We start from the raw sequence: 24,373 nt of genomic DNA on the forward strand, positions 1-24,373 counted from the left end.
TACTAACGAATTCTTGACCGATCCATGGGTATCTGACCTACCGTCAGAATGAAACGTGTTCTAGTCTGGCGCGGATCCACGCACCTTGGGCCGTTGGGGAGGCACGCATGGGCATCGCGATCACGCCGGAGCAGCGGGAGCTGGCCGAGGCCGTACGCGGCTGGATCGCCCGCGCCGTGCCGCCCGAGGAGGTCCGCAAACTCCTGGACGCCCCCGGCAGCGGCAGACCACCGTTCTGGGACGCGCTCGCCGCGCAAGGGCTCCTCGCCGTGCACCTTCCCGAGGCGTACGGCGGTGGCGGCGGCGACCTCGTCGACCTCGCCGTCGTCGTGGAGGAGGCCGCGCGCGCCGCCCTGCCGGGACCGTTCGTCGCGAACGTCCTGGCGTCGGCGGTCCTGGCCGCCGAGGTTTCCCCCGGGACGGGCGATCCCGTTCGGGCGTCCGCGCGCGGTGATCTCTTACGGGCCCTGGGGTGCGGGGAGCGCATCGGCGCCGTCGCGTTCGGCACCGGCTCCCTGACCGCCGTCACGGTGGACGGCGGATACGTGCTCGACGGGACGGCGCCGCCCGTGCTCTCCGGCGCCGACGCCGACGTGCTCGTGCTGGCGGCGTCGTGCGACGGCGGGACGGGGTCCGGCGCAGGAGCGGCGGCAGAGGGGGGCACGGCGTCGGGCGGCGGCACCGCGTCGCACGCGGACGCCGCGCCCGGCGGCATTCTCCGGCTGGTCGTGGACGCCGCCGATCTCGTCGTCCGGCCGCACGAGAGCGCCGATCCGACGCGGGCGACCGCCGAGGTCGTGGCGCGGGGGGTGAGGGTATCCGCCGACCGCGTCCTCGCGGTCGACCCGTCACTGGTCCGGGACCTCGCCGCCGTCGTCCTCGCCGCGGACGCCTGCGGCACCGCGTCATGGGCGCTGGACACGGCCGCCGGGCACGCCAGGGTCCGCGAACAGTTCGGCCGGCCCATCGGGCACTTCCAGGGCGTGAAGCACCTGTGCGCGGACATGCTCGTACGCCTGGAACAGGCGCGGGCCCTCACCTGGGACGCGGCACGCGCCGGACAGGAACCCTCCGGCGTACGGGAGCTGGTGGCCTCCCTCGCGGCCGGTGCCGCCCTCGACGCCGCCTGCTCCTGCGCCAAGGACTGCGTCCAGATACTCGGCGGCATCGGGTTCACCTGGGAGCACGACGCCCATCTGTATCTGCGCCGGGCGCTGGTGGCACGGCAGTTGTTCGGGGCCGGGAGCGGACACCTGCGGCGGGCCGCACGGCTCGCGCAAGACGGCGTACGGCGGGAACTGCGCCTGGAACTGCCGCCGGAGGCGGACGGGTACCGGGCCGAGGCCCGTCAGGTGATCGACCGGGTGCGCGGGCTCGGTCCGGCGGCCGCCCGCCGGTCGCTGGCACACACCGGGTACGCCGCCCCGCACCTGCCTCCGCCGTACGGACTCGGCGCCGGCCCCGTCCAACAGCTCGCCGTGCAGCAGGAGTCGGCGGCGGCCGGGGTGCGGATCAGCGATCTGGGGATCGCGACCTGGGTCGTACCGTCCCTCATCGCGTACGGCACCGGCGTGCAGCAGGAGCGCTATCTGCTGCACACCCTGCGCGGTGACCTGCTCTGGTGCCAGCTCTTCTCGGAGCCGGGCGCCGGATCCGACCTCGCCTCGCTGCGGACCCGCGCCGAGCGCACGGCCGACGGGCGGTGGCGGATCAACGGGCAGAAGGTGTGGACGAGCGCGGCACAGTGGGCCGACCACGGAATCCTCCTCGCCCGGACGAACCCGGCCGCGCCCAAGCACAAGGGGCTCACCTACTTCGTCGTCGACATGAAGAACACGGACGGCATCGACATCCGCCCCTTGAAGGAGATCACCGGGGACTCCCTCTTCAACGAGGTCTGGTTCGACGACGTGCTGCTGCCCGCGGACGCGGTCGTCGGCGAGGTCGACGACGGCTGGCGGGTCGCCCGCAACACGCTCGGCAACGAACGCGTCCACATGGCCGACCAGTTGACCTTCGACACGGGCCTGGAGGCGCTGATAGCCGCCGACACCGACGGCGCCCGGCTGGGTGCCCTCCTCGCCGAGGCGCACGCGCTGGCCTGCATCGGACTGCGCACCACCCTTGGCCAGGTCTCCGGCGTGGAACCCGGCGCGGGCGCCTCCGTCCGGAAGCTGGTGCAGACCGCCCACCAACAGAAGGTCGCCGAACTCGGCCTCGAACTCCTCGGCCCCGAGGGCGCGTTGCGCGAGGGACCGGGCGAGCGGGCCGTCCACGGTTTCCTGCTCTCCCGCTGCCTGACCATCGCGGGCGGCACCACCCAGGTCCAGCTCAATGTCGTCGCCGAGCGCATCCTCGGCCTGCCGCGAGACTAGGAACCCCATGAAGACATACATCGTCGGTGTCGGCATGACCAGGTTCGAGAAGCCCGAGACCCGCGAGTGGCAGTACTGGGACATGGTCCGCGAGGCCGGCTCCAACGCCCTGGCCGACGCCGGGATCTCGTACACGGACGTGGAACAGGTCCCCGTCGGCTACTGCTTCCAGACCTCCACCGCCGGTCAGCGCGCCGCCTACGAACTCGGCCTGACCGGCGTGCCCGTCTACAACGTCAACAACAACTGCGCCACCGGGGCCAGCGCGTTGATGCTGGCCCGGCAGTTCGTGGAGGGCGGGATCTCGGACTGCGTCCTCGCGCTCGGCTTCGAGAAGATGAAGAGGGGAGCCCTCGGCTCGGGCGCCGACGGCGGGGACTTCTCGACCTCGCCCGTCGCCCGCCACTACGGGATCATGGCCGCCCGGCACGGCTTCGAGATGTCCCCGCCCACCGCGCAGATCTTCGGCGACGCGGCCCGCGAGCACATGGAGCGGTACGGCACGACGGAGGCCCAGCTCGCCGCCGTCGGCGCCAAGAACCACCGCCACTCCGCGCACAACCCGTACGCCCAGTTCCAGGACGTGTACTCCGTCGACGAAGTCCTCGCCGCCCGGACCGTGCACCGTCCGCTGACCAAACTCCAGTGCTCGCCCACCTCGGACGGAGCCGCCGCGGCCGTCGTCGTGTCCGAAAGGTTCGCCGAGCGGCACGCGCTCGGGGACAGGGCGGTCGAGATCGTGGCCCAGTCGATGACCACCGACACCGAGGAGTCCTTCGCCTCCGGCTCCTGCATCGACGTCGTCGGACAGCCGATGTCGCGGGAGGCTGCGCGCCAGGAGTACGAACACTCCGGACTCGGCATCGAGGACGTGGACGTCGTCGAACTCCACGACTGCTTCTCCGTCAACGAACTGCTGACCTACGAGGCGCTCGGCATGTGCGGGGAGGGCGAGTCGGGCAAACTCGTCGAGTCGGGGGCGACGACGTACGGCGGACGCTGGGTGGTGAACCCCTCGGGCGGGCTGATCTCCAAGGGCCATCCCCTGGGAGCGACCGGGATCGCCCAAGTCGCCGAGCTGGTTTGGCAGTTGCGGGGACAGGCCGAAGCTCGGCAGGTGCCGGGGGCGCGGGTCGGGCTCGCCCACAACATCGGACTGGGCGGCGCGGCGGTGGTCACCCTGCTGCGCGCGGGTGCCTGAGCAGCACCAGGCGCCCGGCAGCAAGCAGCAGGCACCACCGGCATCAGGCGCCCGGCAGCGGGCACCTCCAGGCATCAGGCACCCGGCAGCAGGCATCGCGCCCTGCCGACGTGATGCCGGGACGGCATCGGTCGCGCCCCGGCCCGGTGAGGTCCTAGGTCTCGTGACGCACGCGCGCGTGCTTCGAAATCCCGATGCAAGGGGCGTCAGCCGGTTGAGAGCATGACACTCATGCTCCGAGCCGCTGAAGACACCCGAATATCCGCCCGTAGCGCACCACCCACCTGGGTGGTGGTCGCCCTCGCGTGTGCCGGACAGTTCCTCGTCGTCCTGGACGTGTCCGTCGTCAACGTGGCCCTGCCCTCCATGCGGACCGACCTGGGGCTCAGCGCGCCGGGGCTGCAATGGGTGGTGAACGCCTACTCGATCGCCTTCGCCGGTTTCATGCTCCTCGGCGGGCGGGCCGGGGATCTGTACGGGCGCAAGCGGATGTTCCTGGTGGGCCTCGCGCTCTTCACGCTCGCCTCGGTCGGCGGTGGCCTGGCCCAGGAGGGCACCCAACTGCTCGTCGCGCGGGCCGTGCAGGGCCTGGGGGCCGCGGTGCTCGCGCCCTCGACACTGACGATCCTGACGTCGGCCGTCCCGGAGGGCGCCGCACGCGCGCGGGCCATCGCGACCTGGACCGCCGTCGGCGCCGGAGGCGGCGCGGCGGGCGGACTCGTCGGCGGACTGCTGGTCGACGGGCTGTCGTGGCGCTGGGTGCTCCTCATCAACGTGCCCGTCGGCGCGGTGGTGCTCGCCGGCGCGGCACGCCGGCTGCCGGAGAGCAGGGCCGGGGACGGGCGACGGCTAGACCTGCCGGGCGCGCTCCTGGTGACGGCGGGACTCGCGACCCTGGCGTACGGGATCGTGCAGACGGAGGCCGAGGGGTGGACGGCGCCGGCCACGCTCGTGCCCCTCTGCGCGGGAGCCGCCCTCATCGGGGTCTTCCTGGTCGTCGAGGCGCGGAACAGAGCGCCGCTGATGCCGCTGAAACTGCTGAGGCTGCGGTCGGTGTCGTCGGCGAACGCGGCCATGTTCGTCTCCGGCTCCGCGATGTTCTGCATGTGGTTCTTCATGACGCTGTACGCGCAGAACGTGCTCGGCTACTCGCCGCTGGACGCGGGCCTCGCGCTGGTGCCGAGCTCGCTGGCGGTGGTCATCGGCTCCAAGCTGGCGCCGCGCCTCATGCCGGTGGTCGGGGCGCGCAATGTGGCGGTCCTCGGCACACTCCTGGCCGCGGCCGGCTTCGGCTGGCAGTCGACGATGACGGCGGACGGCCCGTTCCTCACGGCGATCATGTTCCCCGGCATCCTGATGATGGCCGGCGCGGGCCTGGCCGCGACACCGCTGGCCGCGATCGCGACCTCGGGCGCGGCGCCGGAGGACGCGGGGCTGGTGTCGGGCCTGGTCAACACCTCACGGGTGATGGGTGGTTCGCTGGGCCTCGCGGTCATGTCCACGATCGCGGCGGCCCGTACGGGCGGAAGCACCTCCGGGGAGGCGCTGACCGCCGGGTACGCGCTGGCGTTCCGCGTCAGCGGTGTGCTGCTGCTGGTCGGCGCCGGGTTGATGCTCGTATGGCTGCCGCGGAAGATCTCACGGATGTGAGGCAACGAAAACCGATCCTCGCGGACTCCTTCAAACATCTAGGAGGTGCTCATGGGGGATCGGAAGCAGGCTCGGGACGAGGAGTTCCAGAGCTTTGTCATCGGCCGCTGGCCGCGGCTGATGCGTACGGCATTTCTCCTGACGGGGGAGCAGCACGCCGCCGAGGACCTGGTCCAGACGACGCTGGAGCAGGTGTACGTGGCCTGGCGCAGGGTCGGCGCGGCCGACGAACCCGAGGCGTACGTACGGCGCGTGATGATCAACGCGCATGCTCGCAAGCACCGCAGAAAACTCAAGGAGTTCCTGGCGCCGAAGGACGACTCGGACCTGACGCACGAGCTTCCCGACAGCGGTGACCCGATCGCGCGCGCCGACGACCGCGGCGCCCTGCTCACGGCACTCGCCCAACTGCCCCCGCGCCAGCGTGAGGCGGTGGTGCTTCGCTATTGGGAGGACCTGAGCGAGAGCCAGACGGCGGAGGCGATGGGCTGCTCGGTGGGCGCGGTGAAGAGCAACGCGGCCAAGGGGATCGCCAAACTCCGCGTCATACCGGGCCTGGCGGACACGGTGGCCCACGGAGGGCGGAAGTGATGAACGCGAACCGGGAGACGAATCACGACATGGCGACGGAAACGGACATCGCCTTCCTGCTGGCCGAGGCCGCGGACGAGGTCGAGATCGGCATAGCCCCCTACCAGGCGGTGCTGCGCGGCGGGCGCCGCCGCAAGGCGCGCCGCTGGGCGATGGCGGCAGCGGCGGCCCTCGTCATCGCCGGTTCCACCGGGTCACTGGCGCTGGCCGGGGGGACGGGTGACGACGCCAAGCGGGTCATGCCGGCCGCCACCCCGCCGCCGACGCCGGAGCGGCGGCATGTGTACGAGCCGCAGATGACCACGGTGGCCAGGGCGCGGGACAACGGCAAGGACTGGAGCGTCACCGTCATGGTGTGGGGTGCGCCGAAGACCGAGGCGGAGGCGCAGTACCAGCGGACCAAGATGGGCGAATACGGCCTCACACCGACGGACACCGAAGTCGCCTCGGACCTCATCGGCAAGAGCTGGATCTTCGTCGAGTTGCTCGTGGGCGACGGGGATCCGATGACCGCGCTGGACGGACCGGTCAAGAAGGGTGACGGGGACGGGAGCACGGACATCGAGGTCGTTTCGAGGTCGCTGGACACCGGCCGGTCCGGTGCGGCGGGAGCGGCTTCGCGGCTGGTGATCGGCAAGGTCGATCCGACAGCCCGGGACGTCACCTGCACCTGGGACGACGGCACCTCGACCCGGGTTCCGATGGCCGACGAGGGTGCCGGCTACGGCTGGGAACTCAAGCCGATGATCCACCGGGTCGCGGGCTCTCCGGCCAACTGGTTCGTGTGCCTCGCCCCGCAGGGCAGGAGCTTCAAGGGCGCGCAGGTGGACGCACTGACGTGAGAGGGGTGAGGTGAACGAAGCGGCGCCGGGCCGGACGCGGGGCGGGGCGGGGTGGGCATCGGCGGAGGCCGCTGGTCGAGGGACCGCCGATTGAAGGGGCGCCGGTCGAGGGACCGCCGATTGAAGGGGCGCCGGTCGAGGGGTCGCCGGTTGGGATCGCCGGTCGAGCGATCGCCGGCCGGGGCCCGCTACAGCCAGCCCTGTTGGCGGGCCTCCCGCATCGCCTCCATGCGGTTGCGGGTGCCCGTCTTGCCGATGGCGGAGGAGAGGTAGTTGCGGACGGTCGACTCGGAGAGGTGCAGCTTGCCGGCGATGTCGGCGACGGTCGCGCCGTCCACCGATGCCTTCAGCACGTCGCACTCGCGGGCGGTGAGCGGATTCGGCCCGGCGCTCAGCGCGGCGGCGGCGAGCGCCGGATCGATGACGGTCTCCCCGGTCAGCACCCGCCGGATCGCCTCGGCCAGTTCCTCCACGGGGCCGTCCTTGACCAGGAACCCGGCGGCCCCCGCCTCCATGGCCCGTCGCAGGTAGCCGGGGCGGCCGAAGGTGGTGAGGATCAGCACCCGGCAGTCGGGCACCTGCTCGCGCAGTTCGGCGGCGGCGTCCAGCCCGCTCATCCCCGGCAACTCGATGTCCAGCAGCGCCACATCGGGCCTGCTGATCAGAGCCGTGTCCACGATCTCGTCCCCCGCGGACACCTGCGCGACCACCGCGATGTCCGCCTCCATCCCGAGCAGCAGAGCGAGCGCCCCGCGCATCATTCCCTGGTCCTCCGCGAGCAGGACACGGATGGACTTGGCGGGCCGGTGGTCCCGGGGCATCTCGTTCACGGGGCAAGGGTAGGCGGCGGGCGCCGCCACCGGCCCCTGCCACCGGCCTTTCGACCGGGGATCCTCGGCCGGGGATCTTCGACCTGGGATCTTGGGACGGGGATCTTCGGACCTGGGACCTTTCGACCGGAGGTCCGACCGGGACCCTAGAACGACGCCTCCGTCAAGTCCGCCGCCTCCACCGGCAGTTCGGCTCTCACCTCGAAGCCGCCGCGGGGACTCCGGCCCGCCCGCAGGGAGCCGCCCGCCGTGGCGAGGCGTTCGGTGAGGCCCTTCAGGCCGGTGCCGCCGATGCCCGGCTCGGGATCGGCCGGAGAGGCGTCGGTGCCGTTGTCCGAGACGGTCAGGCGGACGAGGTCCGGGGTGCCGTCGACGGTGATCTCGCAGCGGGTCGCGTCACTGTGGCGTACGACGTTGGTGACGGCCTCGCGGAGCACCCAGCCCAGCAGAGCCTCGGTCTGCGGGACCAGGGGCGGCCCCGACTGCCGTACGACCGGCTCCACCCGCGCCGCGGACAGCGCCGAGCGGGCGCGGTCCAGCTCCGTGGCGAGGCTGCCTTCGCGATAGCCGGTGACCGCCTCGCGGATCTCCGTGAGAGCCTGGCGGCCGACCGACTCGATGTCCGTGACCTGGACGAGTGCCGCCTCCAGATCGCGGGGCGCCAGCCGACGGGCCGCCTCCGACTTCACCACGATGACGGAGAGCGTGTGCCCGAGCAGGTCGTGCAGGTCGCGGGAGAAGCGCATCCGTTCCTTCTCGACAGCCCGGCGAGCCAACTCCTCCCGGGCGTCGCGCAGTTCACGTACCGCCTCGGAGAGGGAGAGGATCGCGGCCGTCACCATCGTGGACAGGAAGGTGGCGTAGGCGACGTTCACCGCGTCCCAGCCCGCCCGGACGACGGAGACCGCCGCCGCGAGCGCCGTCAGACCGAGGCCGATCTTCCCGAGCCAGGGGCCGCGCAGCACCGCCCCGGTGGCCAGTCCGAGCAGAGGGAAGAAGTACAGCCAGCTGCCGCCGTACCCGATGGCCAGCGCGCAGGTGACCAGGCCCATCAGGACGAGTGCCACCCGTGTGGAACGGGCCTCCCGCTTCTCCCTCACGAACGCGTGGAACGTCACGTAGATATACAGGGAGTTGAAGACGAACAGGCCCAGGCCGCCGATCCAGGGCTGTGCCGTCTTGCCCTGGAGGAGGTTGGAGAAGGCGCCCATCCCCAGCAGCAGCCACGGCAGCAGCGCGAAGCCGGTCGGTGGCGGTCCCGGGTTCTCCGGCATCTCGCCGCCGCTCCTGCGCGCGGCCCGTTGCTCGGCCTTGAACCGTTGCATGTCGGCCTTCCAGCGGATCCGCTCGGCCCGCCACACGCGGACCTGGCAGCCGAGGCCTTTCATCCAGGACATGTCCCGCTCCCCGTTCAGACGGTTCGTGCGGATCGACGGTACGAGACCACAGCGTACGAACCGAACGCCAGCAGCCAGCCCGTCAGCACGGCCGTCGCTCCGAGGGACGGCGGCCTGCCCTCCGTGACCGACACACCCAGCTGTGCGAAGCGGTTCGTGGGCGTGTACGCCGATATCGAGCGCAGCCAGCCGGGGAAGAGGGCGAGCGGGAACCACAGGCCGCCGACCACCGAGAGCCCCAGATTGCACACCATGTTCGCGACACCCGTGGTCTGCGGGGTCAGCCGGTAGCCGTTGCCGAGGCCCAGCAGAGTGAAGGGGACCGAGCCGAGCCACAGCAGCACGGCCGTGGCGGCCCACTGCCAGGCATCCAGGCGTACGCCGTTGACCAGGCCGCCGGCCGCCAGGACGACGGTGATCGCGGGCAGCACGGTCACCGAGCAGGTCAGGGCCCGCCCGAGCACCACCTCGCGCGGTGTCATCGGTGTCACCCGCAGCTGCCGCAGCCAGCCGGTCCCCTTGTCCTCGGCGACCCCGCCGCCGGTGTTCAGCGCCGAGCCCACCGCGCCGTACGCGGCCATGCCGACCATCGACGCAGTCTTCCACTCGCCGTCGTCGCCACCGCCGAGGTTGGTGAACAGCAGGTACATCACCACCGGCATCGCGACACTGCCGATCACGAAGCCGGTGTCGCGCAGCGTCCGGCGTACTTCCAGCCGCAGATAGTCGAACATCACACCTTCTCCTGAGCGCGCGAGGTGAGGGCCATGAACGCGTCGTCCAGGGACGCGGGGACGACCTCCAGGCCGCGGATCGCCCCCAGCCCCGCCAGCGCGATCACCGTCGCGTCCGAGTCGTCCGTGCGCAGCCGGGCCCGCTCCCCGCGCACCTCCACGGCCACCACGCCGGGCAGCAGCGCCAGGCCCTCCGCGCCGTGCCCCGCCAGGTCGAAGGAGACCAGATTGCCGCCCGCCGACCGCTTGAGCTCCTCCCCGGTCCCGTCCGTGACGATCCGCCCCCGGTCGATGACGACGATCCGGTCGGCGTGCGCGTCGGCCTCCTCCAGATAGTGCGTGGAGAAGAGCACGGTGTGCCCGCGCCTGGCATACGCCCGCATCGACTCCCAGAACGCGTGCCGTGCCTCCACGTCGAGCGCGGCGGTCGGCTCGTCGAGGACGATCAGCGCGGGGTTCCCGGCGAGCGCCACCGCGAACCGCACCCGCTGCGTCTGGCCGCCGGACAGCCGGTCGACGCGCCGTCCGGCCAGTTCCGGGATGCCCGCGAGCCGCAGCGCTTCGGCCACCGGCAGCGGTGCCGGATAGCGTCCCGCCACGAAGGAGACCAATTCCTGGACGGTGACACGGGACACCGGCCGGGTGTCCTGGAGCATCGCGCCGACGCGTCCGGCGCGCACCGCCTCCTCCGGTCGGCCGCCGAAGAGCGCGACCGAGCCCTCGTCCGGCTCGTTCAGACCGAGCAGCAGCGAGATCGTCGTCGACTTGCCCGCGCCGTTGCGGCCCAGCAGCGCCACCGTCTCGCCGCACGCCACCTCAAGGTCGAGACCGGCCACGGCGCGCACATCGCCGAAGGACTTGACCACCCCCGTGAAGGACACAGCCGGTGGTGCCCCCGTCGTCCGTGCCCCCGTCGTCCGTGCCCTCACCGTCGTCCCCGCCGCCCGCGTCGTCCCCGCCGCCCGCGTCGTCCCCGTCGTCCGTGTCATGAGAACGACGCTAGGGGCCCGGGCCGTCTCCCGGCAGATGCACTTGTCGGCGATCGGCCGGGACAAATGTCACGGCCGGCCGTCGCGGCACGCACCGACGGAAGTCCGTCGCACCACTTGGATCTGACATGGCGTCAGTAGTCTTCACAAGTAATGGGCGCTGGGCTATACAAGGGTTCGCCGGACTGGAACGCGTTCTAGAACGAGCGGGTTCCACGGCCCAGTGTCGACCTCGGTGCGGCCGACGGTGCGGACGGCCGCACCGAGGTCTTTCGCGCAGTCGAGTCAGGAGTCCCATGCCCATTGACGCCGCCAAGGCCGTCGCAGCGGAACCGCGGACCGGAGAGATCGCCTGGACCACCAAGGACGTCCAGCTCTACCACCTGGGCCTGGGCGCGGGTGTTCCCGCGACCGACCCCGACGAGCTGCGCTACACCCTCGAATCCAGGCTGCACGTCCTGCCGAGCTTCGCCACCGTCGCCGGCGCCGGATCGCCGGGCGTGATCAGCGGCCTCTCCATGCCCGGTGTCGACGTCGACCTCGCCCGCGTCCTGCACGGCGGCCAGACCGTCCGGCTGCACCGCCCGATCCCCGCCGAGGGCACGGCGACCGCCACCGGGCGCATCGCCGCGGTGTACGACAAGGGCAAGGCCGCCATCCTCGTCATGCGCACCGAAGTGGCCGACGCCGAGGGCCCGTTGTGGACCAACGACGCCCAGATCTTCGTACGGGGCGAAGGCGGCTGGGGCGGCGACCGCGGCCCCAGCACCAGCCTCGAAGCACCGACGGGCCCGCCGGACCGAACCGTCGAGCGCCCGATCCGCGAGGACCAGGCCCTGCTCTACCGCCTCTCCGGAGACTGGAACCCGCTGCACGCCGACCCCGAGTTCGCCAAGCTCGCCGGATTCGACCGGCCGATCCTGCACGGGCTGTGCACGTACGGCATGACGCTCAAGGCCGTCGTCGACACCCTGCTCGGCGGCGATGTGGCCCGCGTCCGCTCGTACACCACCCGCTTCGCCGGAGTCGTCTTCCCCGGCGAGACCCTGCGCATCCGGATGTGGCGCCGCGACGGCGGGGTCCGGGTGGCGGTGAGCGCGGTCGAACGGGACGACGCGCCGGTCCTCGCCGACACCATCGTCGATCACAGCTGACTGTCGTACGAACCGTCCTGAGGGGAGCCGCACCATGCGCGCAGCCGTACAGCACGAGATAGGCCAGGACAAACTCGAAGTCCTCGACGACGTCGAGGCGGTGGGCTTCGGACCCGGCAAGGTGCGCATCCGGGTGCGGGCCACGGGGCTGTGCCATTCGGACCTGTCCGCGATGAACGGCGTCCTGCCGCAGCCCGCGCCGTTCGTGCCGGGGCACGAGGGCGCCGGCGAGATCACCGAAGTCGGCGACGGCGTCACGCACTTGAAGCCCGGCGACCGCGTCGTCATCTGCTGGCTCCCTGCCTGCGGCGTCTGTCCCGCCTGCAAGCGCGGCCAGACACAACTGTGCCTGGCCGGATTCATGAACGCGGGCACCCCCAACTTCAAGCGCCCCGGAGGTGACGTCTTCGGCTTCGCCGGCACCGGCACCTTCGCCGAGGAGGTGGTCGTCGACGCCGGCTGCGCGGTCCCCGTCCCCGACGACGTGCCCTTCGACATCGCGGCCCTGATCGGCTGCGGCGTCACCACCGGACTCGGCGCCGCCCTCAACACCGCTGACGTGGAAGCCGGTTCGTCGGTCGCCGTCATCGGCTGCGGAGGCGTCGGCATCTCCGCGATCCAGGGCGCCCGGCTCAAGGGAGCCGCCGAGATCGTCGCCGTCGACCCGGTCGCCTCACGCCGGGAGGCCGCGCTGCGGTTCGGCGCCACGAAGGCGGTCTCGCCCGACGAACTCGGCGACGCCAAGCAGTCGGTGACCGCCGGCGAGGGCTTCGACTACGTCTTCGAGGTCGTCGGCAAGTCCGCCACCGCACGCACCGCCTACGACCACACCCGGCGCGGCGGCACCCTCGTCGTCGTGGGAGCCGGTGCCATGGACGACTACCTCCAGCTCAACATGTTCGAGCTGTTCTTCGACGAGAAGCGCATCCTGCCCTCCATGTACGGCGGTGGTGACGTCCTGCGGTCGTACGAGCGGACCATCGCCTTGTGGCGCGCGGGCCGCATCGACCTCGAAGGCCTGATCACCCACCGGGTGCCGCTGGCCGAGATCAACGAGGCGCTCGACCAGATGCGCTCGGGCACCGCACTGCGGACGTGCATCGAGATCTGACCTCCTGGACCGCCGAGGACCTCCAGGGCCGCGGAGGACTTCCACGACCGCCGAGGACCTCCAGGGCCGCGGAGGACTTCCACGACCGCCGAGGACCTCCACGACAACCGTTAAGGACCTTGATGTCACTGCCACTTGAAGGGCTCACCGCGATCGTCACCGGCGCGGGGCGCGGGCTCGGCCGGGCCGAGGCGCTGGAACTCGGCCGGCTGGGCGCGGCCGTCGTCGTCAACGACTACGGGCAGCCCGGACGGGACGGCTCGGGTGCGGCATCGGCCACCCCGGCCGAGGAGGTCGCCGCCGAGATCCGTACGGCGGGCGGCCGGGCCGTCGCCCACACCGGGGACGTCGCCGATCACGAACAGGCCCGCGCACTCGTCGAGTCGGCGGTCGCCGAGTTCGGGAAGCTGGACATCCTCGTCAACAACGCGGGCATCCTGCGCGACCGGATGGTCTTCTCGATGACCGAGGACGAGTGGGACTCGGTGATCCGGGTGCATCTCAAAGGCCACTTCAACACCACCCACTTCGCGTCCGTGCACTGGCGGTCCCGCTCCAAGGCGGCCGACGGACCCGTGTACGGGCGGATCGTGAACACCTCGTCGGAGGCGTTCCTCGCCGGATCCGCCGGACAGCCCAACTACGCGGCGGCGAAGGGCGGGATCGTCGGTCTGACCACCTCGACGGCGCTGGCGCTCGCCAAGTACGGCGTCACGGCGAACGTCATCTGCCCGCGCGCCCGGACCCGTATGACGGAGGACGTCTTCGCCGGATTCGGCCGGCCCGACGACGGCCTCGACCCGCTCGCCCCCGAGCATGTCGCCCCGCTCGTCGGCTACTTGGCCTCTCCCGCCGCAGCGCACGTCAACGGCCAGCTCCTCGTCGTGCACGGCGGGATGGTCGCGGTCGTCGAACGGCCGCGGGTGGCGGCGAAGTTCGACAGCAAGCAGGACACGTTCAGTCATGACGAACTCGACGCGCTGCTCACGCCGTACTACGCGGACCGGCCGCGCGGCGAGACGTTCGCGGCGGCGGAGGTGCTGGGTCTCAAGCGGGACCGGGAGGGTTCTCCCCGCTGAGCGGACGGCCGTCGGTGGCTGGGGGAGGTGTGCGAGCCGCGGCGGGAGGTGCCGGAGGAACAGTTCGGCGACGAGCTCGCGGTGGCTGCGCGCCCCCACCTTGTCGAAGATCTGCTGGAGACGGTCCTGCCCCGTGTACCCGGACGGAGCCCCTACGGAAACGGCCCCGCTCGCCATGGTGCGAGCGGGGCCGTCTGCCGGTTCGGCGTGCCGTCGGTCGGTCGGACCGCCGTGTTCGCGGCCGTCCCGTCCTCAGGCTGTCGTGCGTGTCGTGCGTGTCGTCCGTGGTGCGCGTGCTGTGCGTGTCGTGCCCGTCAGGCGTTGTCCTGCCTGAACGGTCCGTCCGCCCTTCAGGCCGTCGTGCCCGGCTGGCCGGACGGCTTGCGGTGGCGGCCCTGAGGGGTCGCCTCGTCGTCGTGGCCGGAGACCGGGCCGCGGTGTCTGCCGTGGCCTTCGGACCGGGTCGCCGACGTCTCGTGGACGTCCGTGCCCGGTGCTTCCATGGTGCTGAAGTCGTTCATTGAAGTGTTCACCCCGTATGCAAGATCCTTCTTTACAGCCGGGGGATTCTAACGTGCCGTCATCGCACGGGTGTCGGAGGGTGACGTTTCTTCACCCTCGTCGTCCCTTTCCTCCCCGTCCGCGAGCGCTGCGGCACCCTCGGCGGGCAGAGCGGTCGCGTCCTCGGACGGCGGACCGGACGCCGAACCGGACGGCTGGGGCGGCCCGTTGTGGAGAGGCCGACGGGCGGTCGGCGGGGTACGGGGACCTGCGTCCTCCTGCCCGTACTCCGCGAGTGGCTGCGGACCGGCAGGGAGTGCCGAGGGCGGCTCGGCCCCGAACCCCGGACGACTCACCGCGGGCCTCAGGGCCACGTCGCCCCTGAACTCCCCGAACACCGGCAGCTGGTCGGCGTTTGCGTTTCCCTCTCCGTGGCCGGTGCCGACCGGGTGCGCCCCGTCGGCCCTGGTGCCGAGGTTCATGCCGGGTGGGGGCGTGTCAGCGATCTTGGTCCAGAGGTCCGGCTCGGCCGGGCGTGTGTCGGCGGCCTTGGTCCAGGGGTTCGGTGAGGTCCGGGGTGTTTCGGCGACTCGGGTCCAGAGGCCTGGCTTGGGTGCGGGTGGTTCGGTGGTTCCGGGGCTGTGGCTCACGAGGGCCGGGAGTGCCTCGGCGGGCTCGGCGCCGTGGCCGGTGCCGACCGGGTGCGCCCCGTCGGCCCTGGTGCCGAGGCTCATGCCGGGTGGGGGTGTGTCGGCGATCCTGGTCCAGAGGTCCGGCTCGGCCGGGGGTGTTTTGACGACTCGGGTCCAGAAGCCTGGCTTGGGTGCGAGGGGTTCGGTGGTCCCGGGGTTGAGGCTCGCGAGGGCCGGGAGCGCTGCGGCGGGCTCGGCGTTGTGGCCCGTGAGGGGCGGCAGCGCCTGGGCGGGCGTAATCCCGCGCGGGCCGGCACCGGCACCGGGCGCAGCACCAGCACCAGCACCAATACCCGTACCAGCACCCGTACCCGTACCCGTACCGATTCTCGTGACGGGAGGGAGTGTTTCGGCGGTCTCGTCGCCGAGGCTCATGCCGGCGTGCCGCGCTTCGGGGGCCGGGGTCCTGACGGCGAGGCTCGTCACCGTCGAGAGCGACTCCGTGTCCCTGGACGCGGGACCCATGCCGACGTGCGGTGCCTCGGAGGCGTCGAGACGGACGGTCGCTTCGGTCCTGGGGGCGCGCGCGGTGTCCGTTCGCAGGGTCAGGTGGACCGATGGCATCCGGACCGAGCCCGTTGACGCGGTCGGCCGGCCTTTCAGGGGCGCCTGCTGGAGGGGGACAGGGCGCGGCGGCGCGGGGCGTCTCGGGGGAGCCGGATTCCCCAGGTCCGGCTCCCCCGCCCCGGCGGGTGCCTCCAGTCGTGCGACGCCGCACGGTACGACCCCCGTGGCGTACGGCAGTTGGAGCACCCCCTCCGCGGTCCACAGCCCGGTGCCGGGCAGCCAGCCCTCGGGCGCCTGGCGATGGTGGATCCGGCGCTCGGCCGGGCGCCACACGCCCACCCAGGTGCCGCCCGGCCCGTCGATGCGCAGGGCGACGGCGCAGGACTCCGGGGTCAGCATCTGGCCCGGCTGGATCGCGAACGGGGTGATCGAGCAGCCCGTCGCGCTCAGGCAGTCGGGGAAGCGGATAGGCAGGGTGCTGCCGAGCACACCCCAGCCAAGACGCTCCCGGCCGGGGGACGGGGCGTCGGAACGGATGAGGAGGAGCCCGCTGTCGGCGTCCGCGAGGAGCAGCCGGTCGTTGCTGTGCTCGGAGATCTGGAGAAGTGGCGACAGCTCTCCGCCGCGCTCCAGGTCGACCACCACGGTCTTGGTGCGGCCGTTCTGGAAACGGTCCAGCGCGAGGAGGCGTCCCGTGCCGTCCAGCCACACCCCTCCCGAGCAGTGGCCCGGCACCTCGGCCAGATGCTCGGGGCCGAACGGGCCGCCCGCAACCAGCCACACCGCCGTGGACCCCCGGCCCACGGCGAGGGCGTACGCGCGTTCCCCGTCCGGCGCGGGCGGCAGCAGCCGCAGCCGGGTGCCGGCGTCGGGGCACTCCACCGCACCGAGCGGGAGCTCGCCGGTGCCAGGACCGGTCGGGTAGAGGAGGGAGAAGGCATGCCGTCCGTCGTCCGCGCGATGGATCAGCACCCTGCCGTCGGTCAGCGGCAGCACCTCGGTGCCGGGCTCCTCCGGCTGGGGGCCGGGCAGCGGTACGGCGTACGGCTCGGGGCCGTCCAGCGTCCAGCGCTCCGGATACCAGGACTCGCCGTCGCCGGCGAGCCGCGCCCCGTACGTGCCGTCAGCGGTGATCACACAGACGGGACGGGCGGCCCACCGACTCGCGTCGTCGCCGTACCCGTCGCCGTTCTCGCGTTCGCTCTGCACCAAGGGCTCCGTCGCACCGGCCGTCATCGTTCGGTCACCTCCGGCGACGAAGGTAGTTTTCGTACGCACAGACGGGGGAGCGACGGGCTGCCGCTTCACACATAAGGGTGGCCATGTCGGGATTCGCCTGAGGGAACGGGGGCGGATGTGCTGAACGACGGTGGGAGGACCGGGCCAGGGCGGCGTCAAGCGCGTACCGTCCGCCGTCCGGGTGCCGGTCCCGTGGTCCGCGACCGGTCGGACAGGGACATAAGCCAGGTAGCCTTTCCCCGTGCCCCGTCTGTCTGAAGTCATCGCCGCGCTCGACGCCCTCTGGCCCCCGGAGCGGGCCGAGGGGTGGGACGCGGTCGGCACCGTCTGCGGCGACCCCGACCAGGAGGTCACGCGCGTTCTGTTCGCCGTCGACCCGGTCCAGGACATCGTCGACGAGGCGGTGAAGCTGGACGCCGACCTGGTCGTCACCCACCACCCGCTCTATCTGCGCGGTACGACGACCGTCGCGGCCGGCACCTTCAAGGGCCGCGTCGTGCACACGCTGATCAAGAACGACATCGCGCTGCACGTCGCCCACACCAACGCCGACCGCGCCGATCCGGGAGTCAGCGACGCCCTGGCCGGGGCGCTGGACCTGCGGGTCGTACGGCCCCTCGTGCCGGACCCCACCGACCCCGAAGGGCGCCGTGGCCTCGGCCGCGTCTGTGAGCTGGACCACCCGCTCACCGTGCGCGAGCTCGCGGCGCGGGCCGCCGAGCGGCTGCCCGCGACCGCGCAGGGCATCCGCATCGCGGGCGACCCCGAGGCGGTGGTGCGGACCATCGCGGTCAGCGGCGGCTCCGGGGACAGCCTCTTCGACGATGTGCGCGCCGCGGGCGTCGACGCCTTCCTCACCGCGGACCTGCGGCACCACCCGGTGTCGGAAGCCCGCGCCCACAGTCCTCTCGCGCTGCTCGACGCGGCGCACTGGGCCACTGAGTGGCCCTGGTGCGAGCTGGCCGCCGCCCAGCTCGACGAGATCTCCGACCGGAAGGGATGGGGACTGCGCGTCCACGTCTCCCGGACGGTCACCGACCCCTGGACCGCCCACGCGGCCTCACACACCGACACATCAGGAGCCCCCAACTGAACGCCGCGCCCGCCGACCAGATCCGACTTCTCGACGTCCAGACCCTCGACGCCCGCCTGCAGCAGCTCGCGCACAAGCGGAGGTCGCTGCCCGAGCACGCCGAGATCGAGTCGCTGAACAAGGACCTCACCCAGCTGCGCGACCTGCTCGTCGCCGCGCAGACCGAGGAGAGCGACTGCGCCCGCGAGCAGACCAAGGCCGAGCAGGACGTCGACCAGGTGCGTCAGCGCGCCGTCCGCGACCAGCAGCGCCTCGACTCGGGTGCCGTCACCTCTCCCAAGGACCTGGAGAACCTCCAGCGCGAGATCGTCTCCCTCGCCAAGCGCCAGGGCGACCTGGAGGACGTCGTCCTCGAGGTCATGGAGCGCCGCGAGTCCGCCCAGGAGCGGGTCGCCGAGCTGACCGAGCGCGACGCCTCCGTCCAGGCGAAGATCGACGACGCGACCGGGCGCCGTGACGCCGCCTTCGAGGAGTTCGACGGCGAGGCGGCCACGCTGACCAAGGAGCGCGAGGTCATCGCCGCGTCGGTGCCCGCCGATCTTCTCAAGCTGTACACCAAGCTGCGTGACCAGCAAGGTGGCGTCGGCGCCGCCCGGCTCTACCAGCGCCGCTGCGAGGGCTGCCGCCTGGAGCTCAACATCACCGAGGTGAACGACGTGAAGGCGGCCTCCCCCGACACCGTGCTGCGCTGCGAGAACTGCCACCGCATCCTCGTGCGCACGTCCGAGTCCGGCCTGTAGGGAGTTCGGCGCGTGCGGGAGTTCATCGTCGAGGCCGACGGCGGTTCCCGGGGCAACCCGGGGCCCGCGGGCTACGGCTCGGTGGTCATCGACGCGGCCACGGGCGAGACGCTTGCGGAGCGCGCCGAGTACATCGGCATCGCCACCAACAACGTCGCGGAGTACCGGGGCCTGGTCGCCGGGCTTGAGGCGGCTCGCGACCTCGACGCGACCGCACGGGTCCGGGTCCGGATGGACTCCAAGCTCGTCGTCGAGCAGATGTCCGGCCGCTGGAAGATCAAGCACCCGGACATGAAGCCGCTGGCGGCGCGGGCTGCCCGGGTTCTCCCGCCCTCCCAGGTCACGTACGAGTGGATGCCGCGCGAGCGGAACAAGCACGCGGACCGACTGGCCAACGAGGCGATGGACGCCGGCAAGCGCGGCGAGGCCTGGTCACCGTCGGCGTCGACGGCGGAACTGGACGCCCGGGCCGCACGGTCCGCGGCGCCCGAGCCGACGGGCCCGCCCGGCGACGCCAAGGCGGGCGCGGCGAGGGCACGGGCAGCCCTGGCCGAAACCCGGACGACGACCCTGGGTCCCACCCCGTCACCCGACGACGAAGAGGCGCCCCCTCAGGGGCGCGAGGAACTGCGCGACCAGCAACTGGCGGCCCGCACCGGGAGGACGACCACGGGTCCCACCCCGTCATCCGGCGGCGAAGAGGCGCCCCCTCAGGGGCGCGAGGAACTGCGCGACCAGCCACTGGCGGCCGGTACGCGGACGGCGGCCACGGGTCCCACCCCGTCACCCGACGACGAAGAGGCGCCCCTTCAGGGGCGCGAGGAACTGCGCGACCAGCCACGGCCGGCCGGCACCCGGACGACGACCACGGGTCCCACCCCGTCACCCGGCGGCGAAGCCGCGAGAACGTCAGACGACGGGCGGGCCGCGAAGCCGGCGACCGACGGGCGGATCGCGAAAGAGGCGAACGACAGGCGGGCCGCGCAGAGCGTGGCCACCACCGCACCGACGACCGGCTGGGGCACGGCCCCCGACATGGGCGCGCCCGCCACCTTCGTTCTCCTGCGCCACGGCGAGACCCCGCTGACCCCGCAGAAGCGGTTCTCGGGCAGTGGCGGCAGCGATCCGTCGCTGTCCGCCGTGGGCCGGGAGCAGGCGGAGCGGGTCGCCGCCGCGCTGGCGGCGCGCGGCACCATCCAGGCGATCGTGGCTTCCCCGCTGGCGCGGACCCGGGAGACCGCGGGGGCCGTCGCCGCCCGGCTCGGCCTCGACGTCGTCATCGAGGACGGCCTGCGGGAGACGGACTTCGGCGCCTGGGAGGGGCTGACGTTCGGCGAGGTGCGCGAACGCCACCCGGACGACCTGAACGCCTGGCTCGCCTCACCGGAGGCCGAACCGACCGGCGGCGGCGAGAGTTTCGCCGCGACCGCCCACCGCATGACGGCCACCCGCGACAAGCTGATCGCCTCCTACGCGGGCCGCACTGTCCTGCTCGTCACGCACGTCACCCCGATCAAGACGCTCGTACGACTGGCTCTCGGCGCCCCGCCGGAGTCCCTGTTCCGGATGGAACTGTCGGCGGCGTCGCTCTCGGCGGTGGCGTACTACGCGGACGGCAACGCGAGCGTCCGGCTGTTCAACGACACCTCTCATCTGCGCTGAGCGGCCTGGTGGTCAGCCGCGCCGCGCCGCACGGTCGCGCAGGATGCGGGCGGTCTCCCGGTCCGCCGGGAGGAACGCCTCCAGATGGAGCTCGGCGAGCGTGACGTCCACCGCGGTCGCGAACGACGTCAGTGTGGTGAGCAGTCTCAACTCGCCCTCCGGACAGCGCAGTCGCAACGGCACGGCGAAGCCGAGGTAGTCCGCGCCGGGCTCGCTCGCCGGCACGTACTCCGCCAACTCCTCCACCAGCGCGTCGAGACGCGGATCGGGGCTGCGGGCGGCCCGGGCCCGCAGGTTCTCCACGATGTGCTGCCCCCAGGCGTCCAGGTTCACCACCCGTGACGCCATCCCGCGAGGATGCAGGGCCAGCCGCAGTGCGTTCACCGGCGGTGCCAGCAGCTCCGGAGCCGCCCCCTCGGTCAGGACGTCGAACGCCGCGTTGGCCGCGACGAGTTCACCGCGCGGCCCCACCACCACGGCCGGATACGGCAGATGCCCTTCGAGAATGCTGTCCAGCGCCTCCCGTACGGGCTCCAGCGCGGCCGCGTCGAGCGCCGACTCGGTGAACGCGGGCGCGTAACCCGCCGCGAGGAGCAGCGCGTTGCGCTCCCGCAGGGTCAGGCCCAGCGATTCCGCGAGCCTGATCACGATCTCTCTGCCGGGCACCGAACGCCCGCGCTCGATGAAGCTGACGTACCGCTGCGTCGTGCCCGCCCGGGAGGCGAGCTCCAGCTGGCTCACCCGGCGGGCGTGCCGCCAGCGCAGCAGCTCCCGGGCGAAGGGAGGTGGTTCGGTGGAGATTCCGGTCGTCATGGGATCAGTTGTACGTCACGGGTACGACAGCGGCGCGGGAGCGGGCGCCACCTGATCCGTGTCATACCTCGCCGGGAATTGAGCGGCAGCGCCGTACCGAACAGCATGGACGCATCCACTCGGGAGCCCACGCAGGGAGCGGACATGCGCGCCTACCACCTCGAAACGCTCGGCATCGTCGACGGGATCGTCCCGCGAGAGTCGGCCCGGCCCGAACCGGGGCCCCGCGAGATCCTCGTCCGTGTCCGTGCCGTCTCCCTCAACAAGCGCGACCTGCTGATCCTGAAGGGGACCTATCCGCTGAAGGCCGTACCGGACGTGATCCCGGTGAGCGACGGAGCGGGGGAGGTCGTCGCGGTGGGGGCGGAGGTGACCCGGTTCGCGGTGGGTGACCGGGTGGCGGGCACGTACTTCCCGAACTGGCTGGACGGCCGGATCACCCCGGCCCAGTTCGACCAGCCCGGCGCCACCCTCGACGGCATGCTGACCGAGTACGCCTGCCTGAGCCAGGAGGCCGCGGTCCGCGTTCCGGACCATCTGACCTGGGAGGAGGCGGCCTGTCTGCCCTGCGTCGGGGTGACCGCCTGGCAGTCCCTGACGGGCGGCGAACCGCTCACCCCCGGCCGGACCGTACTCACCCTCGGCACCGGCGCGCTGTCCCTCTTCGTCGTGCAGTTCGCCAAGACGATGGGAGCCCAGGTCATCGCGACGACATCGAGCGCGGTCAAGGCGGACCGCCTCAAGGCCCTCGGCGCGGACCATGTCGTCAACTACGCCGAGAATCCCGAATGGGGCCTCGTCGTACGGGAGTTGACCGGTGGCCGTGGCGCCGATCTCGTCGTCGAGACCAATGGACCCGACACCATCGAGCAGTCGATGCGCGCCACCGCGCTCTACGGCCAGATCGTGCTGCTGATCACCGGCAATCCGCGCAAGCACGGTATCGAGATCTCCAATGCGGCGTACGCGGCGAGTCTGGCCACCATCCGCCGGGTGTTCGTGGGCAGCCGCGCCCACTTCGAGTCCATGAACAGGGCGCTGGAACTGCACGGCACGCGCCCGGTCGTGGACCGCGTCTTCGGTTTCGACGAGGTGCGCGAGGCGTTCCGTTACTACGAGAGCGGCGTGGCCTTCGGCAAGGTGGTCATCCGCGTGGGCTGAGCGGGGCTGGGGCCGAGCGGGGCCGAGCGTGGGCTGAGCGAGCGTGCGCCGTGAGCTGGAGGTGCGAGGTTCGCGGCGTTCGCAGCGTTCGGCGGGTCCGCGGGGTACGTCGCGGGCGTTCCCCGCGGTGGGCGGGCTACCGGCGCAGTGCCGAGGCCTCCCGCGCCAGGCCCTCCACCCGGCGCCAGTCCCGCGCGGCGATCGCGTCGGCCGGAAGCATCCAACTGCCGCCCACACAGCCAACGTTGGGGAGCGCGAGATAGTCCGGAGCGCAGTCGGGGCCGATGCCCCCCGTCGGGCAGAACCGCGCCTGCGGCAGTGGCCCGGCGAGTGACTTCAGGTACGCCGTACCGCCGGCCGCCTGCGCCGGGAAGAACTTCATCTCGCGCACCCCCCGCTCCAGCAGCGCCACCACCTCCGACGTGGTGGACACCCCCGGCAGGAACGGCACCCCGGACGCCTTCATCGCGCCGAGCAGTACGTCCGTCCAGCCGGGGCTGACCAGGAAGTGGGCGCCCGCCGCGACCGACTCCGCCACGTGCTCAGGCGTCAGGACCGTGCCCGCGCCCACCACCGCGCCCGGCACCTCGGCCGCGATGGCCCGGATCGCGTCGAGCGCGGCCGGGGTCCGCAGCGTCACCTCGATCGCGGGCAGCCCGCCGGCGACCAGCGCCCGCGCCAACGGCACGGCGTCGGCGGCGTCCGCGACCACGACGACGGGGACGACGGGCGCGAGATCCAGGACGGAGCCATGCGGAGACGGGGGCAGCGGCGAGGTCATGCCCACATCCTGCCCGGGGTGTTCAGCATGCGCAAAGGTCGTTGCGTATGTTGCAATGTCATCGAAGGGGGCGCGGAAGCGGTGCGGAAGGGGGCGCGGAAGCGGTGCCGAAAGGGGTGCGGAAAGGGGTGCGGAAGCGGGTGCGGGAGGGGGTGGGGAAACGGGTGAGGAAAAGGGTGCCTGAGCGGTGGATCGCCGCTCAGTGGATCTCGTTCACCACCACGTCGAGCGCCCACGGCCTGCCCACCCTGCCGGGGGCCTCCGCCTCCACGGCGTACCCCAGGTCGCGCAGTGCCTCCACCAGCTCCGCCGGGTTCCTCGGCGCCGCGCCCGTGGTGAGCAGGCTGCGGACGATCTTGCCCTTGGTCGCCTTGTTGAAGTGGCTGACGACGGAACGCTTCTCGACCCCGTCGACCATCTGCGCGTGCAGCACCCGCACGGTCGCCGTCCGCCCCGCGACCTCGCCCTTGGGCTTCCACGCGGCCGTGTACGCCGAGGACCGCAGGTCCAGCACGAGCCCGTCCCCCGCCGCCTCGGGGAGCGCGGTGGCCATCGGCGTACGCCAGTGCGCGCCCAGCGCTCCGAGGCCGGGCAGCTTCACACCCATCGAGCAGCGGTACGAGGGGATGCGGTCGGTCACCCGCACCGCGCCCCACAGCCCGGAGAAGACCAGCAGCGAGCGGCCCGCGCGCCGTTTGGCCGGGGTGTCCAGCGAGGCCAGGTCCAGGGCGTCGTACAGGACCCCCGTGTAGATCTCCCCGGCCGGGCGCGCACCCGCGGTCCGCAGTTCCGTGTTCTTCGCGATCTCGCCGCGCAGTCCCTCGCTCAGTCCGAGGACCTCACGGGCCTTCTCCTCGTCCGCCGCGCAGAGCTCGACCAGCTCGTCGAGGACCGCCTGGCGTGCCTCCGCGAGACCGGGCAGGGACAGCGACTCCGGCTTGAGCGCGGTTCCCCGGCCGGAGGCGGCCTTGCCTTCGGAGGGCGGCAGCAGCACGAGCACGGTTGGTTCTCCTCACGATGGATGGGGCCCGCGCCAGCCTACGGGGTACGACCGGCCCCCTTTCCCCGCCCGGCCCCGCCCCCACCGGGCCTCGTTTCCATCGGGCCCCGCCTGGCCATCCCGCCGGGGGACTCGGACGGGGCAGCCCTGCCGATGACCCGTCCAGATGCTGGGCCCGGCTCCTGCCGCGCCACACCCCGACCCGGCTCCTGCCGCGCCACACCCGGGCTT

The 24,373-nt window shown here is 72.2% G+C and carries 20 protein-coding genes and 1 pseudogene; 12 read left to right on the forward strand and 9 right to left on the reverse strand.

Annotation, left to right across the window (positions count from 1 at the left end):
• The first annotated feature begins 107 nt into the window (after nucleotides 1-107).
• The 5 genes from ABZX90_RS24125 to ABZX90_RS24145 all read left to right on the forward strand — a co-directional run bounded on the left by ABZX90_RS24125 (nucleotide 108) and on the right by ABZX90_RS24145 (nucleotide 6,659).
• On the forward strand, nucleotides 108-2,375 hold the full coding sequence (locus tag ABZX90_RS24125; RefSeq protein ID WP_355207864.1) for an acyl-CoA dehydrogenase: 2,268 nt from the start codon (nucleotides 108-110) through the stop codon (nucleotides 2,373-2,375).
• A gap of 7 nt (nucleotides 2,376-2,382) precedes the next feature.
• The gene (locus ABZX90_RS24130) at nucleotides 2,383-3,576 is read left to right on the forward strand and encodes a lipid-transfer protein (RefSeq protein ID WP_355207867.1); all 1,194 of its coding nucleotides are present in this window, start codon (nucleotides 2,383-2,385) and stop codon (nucleotides 3,574-3,576) included.
• A gap of 222 nt (nucleotides 3,577-3,798) precedes the next feature.
• Complete coding sequence (locus ABZX90_RS24135) at nucleotides 3,799-5,226, forward strand: MFS transporter (RefSeq protein ID WP_355207870.1); 1,428 nt, start codon at nucleotides 3,799-3,801, stop codon at nucleotides 5,224-5,226.
• 51 nt (nucleotides 5,227-5,277) lie between these two features.
• Entirely contained in the window at nucleotides 5,278-5,817 is a 540-nt protein-coding gene (locus tag ABZX90_RS24140) for a SigE family RNA polymerase sigma factor (protein ID WP_351121896.1), read from the forward strand.
• A complete protein-coding gene (locus ABZX90_RS24145; RefSeq protein WP_351121899.1) occupies nucleotides 5,817-6,659 on the forward strand; it encodes a hypothetical protein in 843 nt (280 codons plus the stop codon). The genes ABZX90_RS24140 and ABZX90_RS24145 overlap by 1 nt, the downstream gene beginning before the upstream one ends.
• Nucleotides 6,660-6,847: 188 nt before the next feature.
• Here ABZX90_RS24145 and ABZX90_RS24150 read toward each other — a convergent pair whose 3' ends face one another.
• From ABZX90_RS24150 to ABZX90_RS24165, 4 genes are all read right to left on the reverse strand, one after another.
• Nucleotides 6,848-7,480 carry a response regulator transcription factor gene (locus ABZX90_RS24150; protein WP_355208092.1) on the reverse strand — a complete coding sequence of 211 codons (633 nt, stop codon included), beginning with the start codon at nucleotides 7,478-7,480 and terminating at the stop codon, nucleotides 6,848-6,850.
• Between the two features lie 155 nt (nucleotides 7,481-7,635).
• Nucleotides 7,636-8,886 carry a sensor histidine kinase gene (locus ABZX90_RS24155; protein WP_355207874.1) on the reverse strand — a complete coding sequence of 417 codons (1,251 nt, stop codon included), beginning with the start codon at nucleotides 8,884-8,886 and terminating at the stop codon, nucleotides 7,636-7,638.
• 14 nt (nucleotides 8,887-8,900) lie between these two features.
• Entirely contained in the window at nucleotides 8,901-9,620 is a 720-nt protein-coding gene (locus ABZX90_RS24160) for an ABC transporter permease (RefSeq protein WP_355207877.1), read from the reverse strand.
• Nucleotides 9,620-10,501: an ABC transporter ATP-binding protein gene (locus ABZX90_RS24165; RefSeq protein WP_355208095.1), complete on the reverse strand. Its 882-nt coding sequence runs from the start codon at nucleotides 10,499-10,501 to the stop codon at nucleotides 9,620-9,622. Before ABZX90_RS24165 ends, ABZX90_RS24160 begins: the two co-directional genes overlap by 1 nt.
• 404 nt (nucleotides 10,502-10,905) lie before the next feature.
• On the opposite strand from ABZX90_RS24165, the gene ABZX90_RS24170 reads away from it, so the two are divergent.
• The 3 genes from ABZX90_RS24170 (at nucleotide 10,906) to ABZX90_RS24180 (ending at nucleotide 13,953) form a co-directional block, all read left to right on the forward strand.
• On the forward strand, nucleotides 10,906-11,763 hold the full coding sequence (locus ABZX90_RS24170) for a MaoC/PaaZ C-terminal domain-containing protein (RefSeq protein ID WP_355207880.1): 858 nt from the start codon (nucleotides 10,906-10,908) through the stop codon (nucleotides 11,761-11,763).
• 34 nt (nucleotides 11,764-11,797) lie between these two features.
• A complete protein-coding gene (locus tag ABZX90_RS24175; protein WP_355207883.1) occupies nucleotides 11,798-12,874 on the forward strand; it encodes a Zn-dependent alcohol dehydrogenase in 1,077 nt (358 codons plus the stop codon).
• A 122-nt stretch (nucleotides 12,875-12,996) separates the two neighbouring features.
• Nucleotides 12,997-13,953, forward strand: a complete 957-nt coding sequence (locus tag ABZX90_RS24180) for a 3-oxoacyl-ACP reductase (RefSeq protein WP_355207886.1) — start codon at nucleotides 12,997-12,999, stop codon at nucleotides 13,951-13,953.
• Nucleotides 13,954-14,303: 350 nt separating this feature from the next.
• On the opposite strand, the gene ABZX90_RS24185 is transcribed toward ABZX90_RS24180, so the two are convergent.
• Both ABZX90_RS24185 and ABZX90_RS24190 read right to left on the reverse strand, forming a co-directional pair.
• Nucleotides 14,304-14,474 (reverse strand): hypothetical protein, encoded by a 171-nt coding sequence (locus tag ABZX90_RS24185; RefSeq protein ID WP_351121914.1) that lies wholly within the window; start codon nucleotides 14,472-14,474, stop codon nucleotides 14,304-14,306.
• Nucleotides 14,475-15,845: 1,371 nt separating this feature from the next.
• A pseudogene (locus tag ABZX90_RS24190) lies at nucleotides 15,846-16,889 on the reverse strand (hypothetical protein); the annotation flags it as partial.
• 244 nt (nucleotides 16,890-17,133) lie between these two features.
• Between ABZX90_RS24190 and ABZX90_RS24195 the strand changes: the two are divergent.
• The 3 genes from ABZX90_RS24195 to ABZX90_RS24205 are packed head-to-tail and all read left to right on the forward strand — an operon-like array spanning nucleotide 17,134 to nucleotide 20,387.
• Entirely contained in the window at nucleotides 17,134-17,985 is an 852-nt protein-coding gene (locus ABZX90_RS24195) for a Nif3-like dinuclear metal center hexameric protein (protein WP_351121916.1), read from the forward strand.
• On the forward strand, nucleotides 17,982-18,725 hold the full coding sequence (locus ABZX90_RS24200) for a C4-type zinc ribbon domain-containing protein (protein WP_351122266.1): 744 nt from the start codon (nucleotides 17,982-17,984) through the stop codon (nucleotides 18,723-18,725). Before ABZX90_RS24195 ends, ABZX90_RS24200 begins: the two co-directional genes overlap by 4 nt.
• A gap of 12 nt (nucleotides 18,726-18,737) precedes the next feature.
• The gene (locus ABZX90_RS24205; RefSeq protein ID WP_355207890.1) at nucleotides 18,738-20,387 is read left to right on the forward strand and encodes a bifunctional RNase H/acid phosphatase; all 1,650 of its coding nucleotides are present in this window, start codon (nucleotides 18,738-18,740) and stop codon (nucleotides 20,385-20,387) included.
• Between the two features lie 12 nt (nucleotides 20,388-20,399).
• Here the strand turns inward: ABZX90_RS24205 and ABZX90_RS24210 are convergent, their stop codons facing one another.
• Nucleotides 20,400-21,200 carry a helix-turn-helix transcriptional regulator gene (locus tag ABZX90_RS24210; protein WP_351121922.1) on the reverse strand — a complete coding sequence of 267 codons (801 nt, stop codon included), beginning with the start codon at nucleotides 21,198-21,200 and terminating at the stop codon, nucleotides 20,400-20,402.
• A gap of 144 nt (nucleotides 21,201-21,344) precedes the next feature.
• Here ABZX90_RS24210 and ABZX90_RS24215 point away from each other — a divergent pair, with 144 nt between their 5' ends.
• Nucleotides 21,345-22,361 carry an NAD(P)-dependent alcohol dehydrogenase gene (locus ABZX90_RS24215; protein ID WP_355207893.1) on the forward strand — a complete coding sequence of 339 codons (1,017 nt, stop codon included), beginning with the start codon at nucleotides 21,345-21,347 and terminating at the stop codon, nucleotides 22,359-22,361.
• Between the two features lie 136 nt (nucleotides 22,362-22,497).
• On the opposite strand, the gene eda is transcribed toward ABZX90_RS24215, so the two are convergent.
• Together eda and yaaA are read right to left on the reverse strand one after the other, a co-directional pair.
• Nucleotides 22,498-23,142 (reverse strand): bifunctional 4-hydroxy-2-oxoglutarate aldolase/2-dehydro-3-deoxy-phosphogluconate aldolase, encoded by a 645-nt coding sequence (gene eda, locus ABZX90_RS24220; RefSeq protein WP_355207896.1) that lies wholly within the window; start codon nucleotides 23,140-23,142, stop codon nucleotides 22,498-22,500.
• A 199-nt stretch (nucleotides 23,143-23,341) separates the two neighbouring features.
• Nucleotides 23,342-24,142 carry a peroxide stress protein YaaA gene (yaaA, locus tag ABZX90_RS24225; protein WP_355207899.1) on the reverse strand — a complete coding sequence of 267 codons (801 nt, stop codon included), beginning with the start codon at nucleotides 24,140-24,142 and terminating at the stop codon, nucleotides 23,342-23,344.
• Between the last annotated feature and the right edge of the window lie 231 nt (nucleotides 24,143-24,373).

This window comes from Streptomyces sp. NPDC002935, from assembly GCF_040611295.1.
In the GTDB taxonomy this organism is placed as follows: Bacteria; Actinomycetota; Actinomycetes; order Streptomycetales; family Streptomycetaceae; genus Streptomyces.

Coding starts and splice junctions, on each gene's coding strand:
- ABZX90_RS24135 (WP_355207870.1), top strand. CDS start 3,799: ATGACACTCATGCTCCGAGCCGCTGAAGACACCCGAATATCCGCCCGT.
- ABZX90_RS24140 (WP_351121896.1), top strand. CDS start 5,278: ATGGGGGATCGGAAGCAGGCTCGGGACGAGGAGTTCCAGAGCTTTGTC.
- ABZX90_RS24180 (WP_355207886.1), top strand. CDS start 12,997: ATGTCACTGCCACTTGAAGGGCTCACCGCGATCGTCACCGGCGCGGGG.
- ABZX90_RS24185 (WP_351121914.1), bottom strand. CDS start 14,474: ATGAACGACTTCAGCACCATGGAAGCACCGGGCACGGACGTCCACGAG.
- ABZX90_RS24215 (WP_355207893.1), top strand. CDS start 21,345: ATGCGCGCCTACCACCTCGAAACGCTCGGCATCGTCGACGGGATCGTC.
- ABZX90_RS24175 (WP_355207883.1), top strand. CDS start 11,798: ATGCGCGCAGCCGTACAGCACGAGATAGGCCAGGACAAACTCGAAGTC.
- ABZX90_RS24125 (WP_355207864.1), top strand. CDS start 108: ATGGGCATCGCGATCACGCCGGAGCAGCGGGAGCTGGCCGAGGCCGTA.
- ABZX90_RS24170 (WP_355207880.1), top strand. CDS start 10,906: ATGCCCATTGACGCCGCCAAGGCCGTCGCAGCGGAACCGCGGACCGGA.
- ABZX90_RS24145 (WP_351121899.1), top strand. CDS start 5,817: ATGAACGCGAACCGGGAGACGAATCACGACATGGCGACGGAAACGGAC.
- eda (WP_355207896.1), bottom strand. CDS start 23,142: ATGACCTCGCCGCTGCCCCCGTCTCCGCATGGCTCCGTCCTGGATCTC.
- ABZX90_RS24130 (WP_355207867.1), top strand. CDS start 2,383: ATGAAGACATACATCGTCGGTGTCGGCATGACCAGGTTCGAGAAGCCC.
- ABZX90_RS24210 (WP_351121922.1), bottom strand. CDS start 21,200: ATGACGACCGGAATCTCCACCGAACCACCTCCCTTCGCCCGGGAGCTG.
- ABZX90_RS24150 (WP_355208092.1), bottom strand. CDS start 7,480: ATGCCCCGGGACCACCGGCCCGCCAAGTCCATCCGTGTCCTGCTCGCG.
- ABZX90_RS24160 (WP_355207877.1), bottom strand. CDS start 9,620: ATGTTCGACTATCTGCGGCTGGAAGTACGCCGGACGCTGCGCGACACC.
- ABZX90_RS24155 (WP_355207874.1), bottom strand. CDS start 8,886: ATGTCCTGGATGAAAGGCCTCGGCTGCCAGGTCCGCGTGTGGCGGGCC.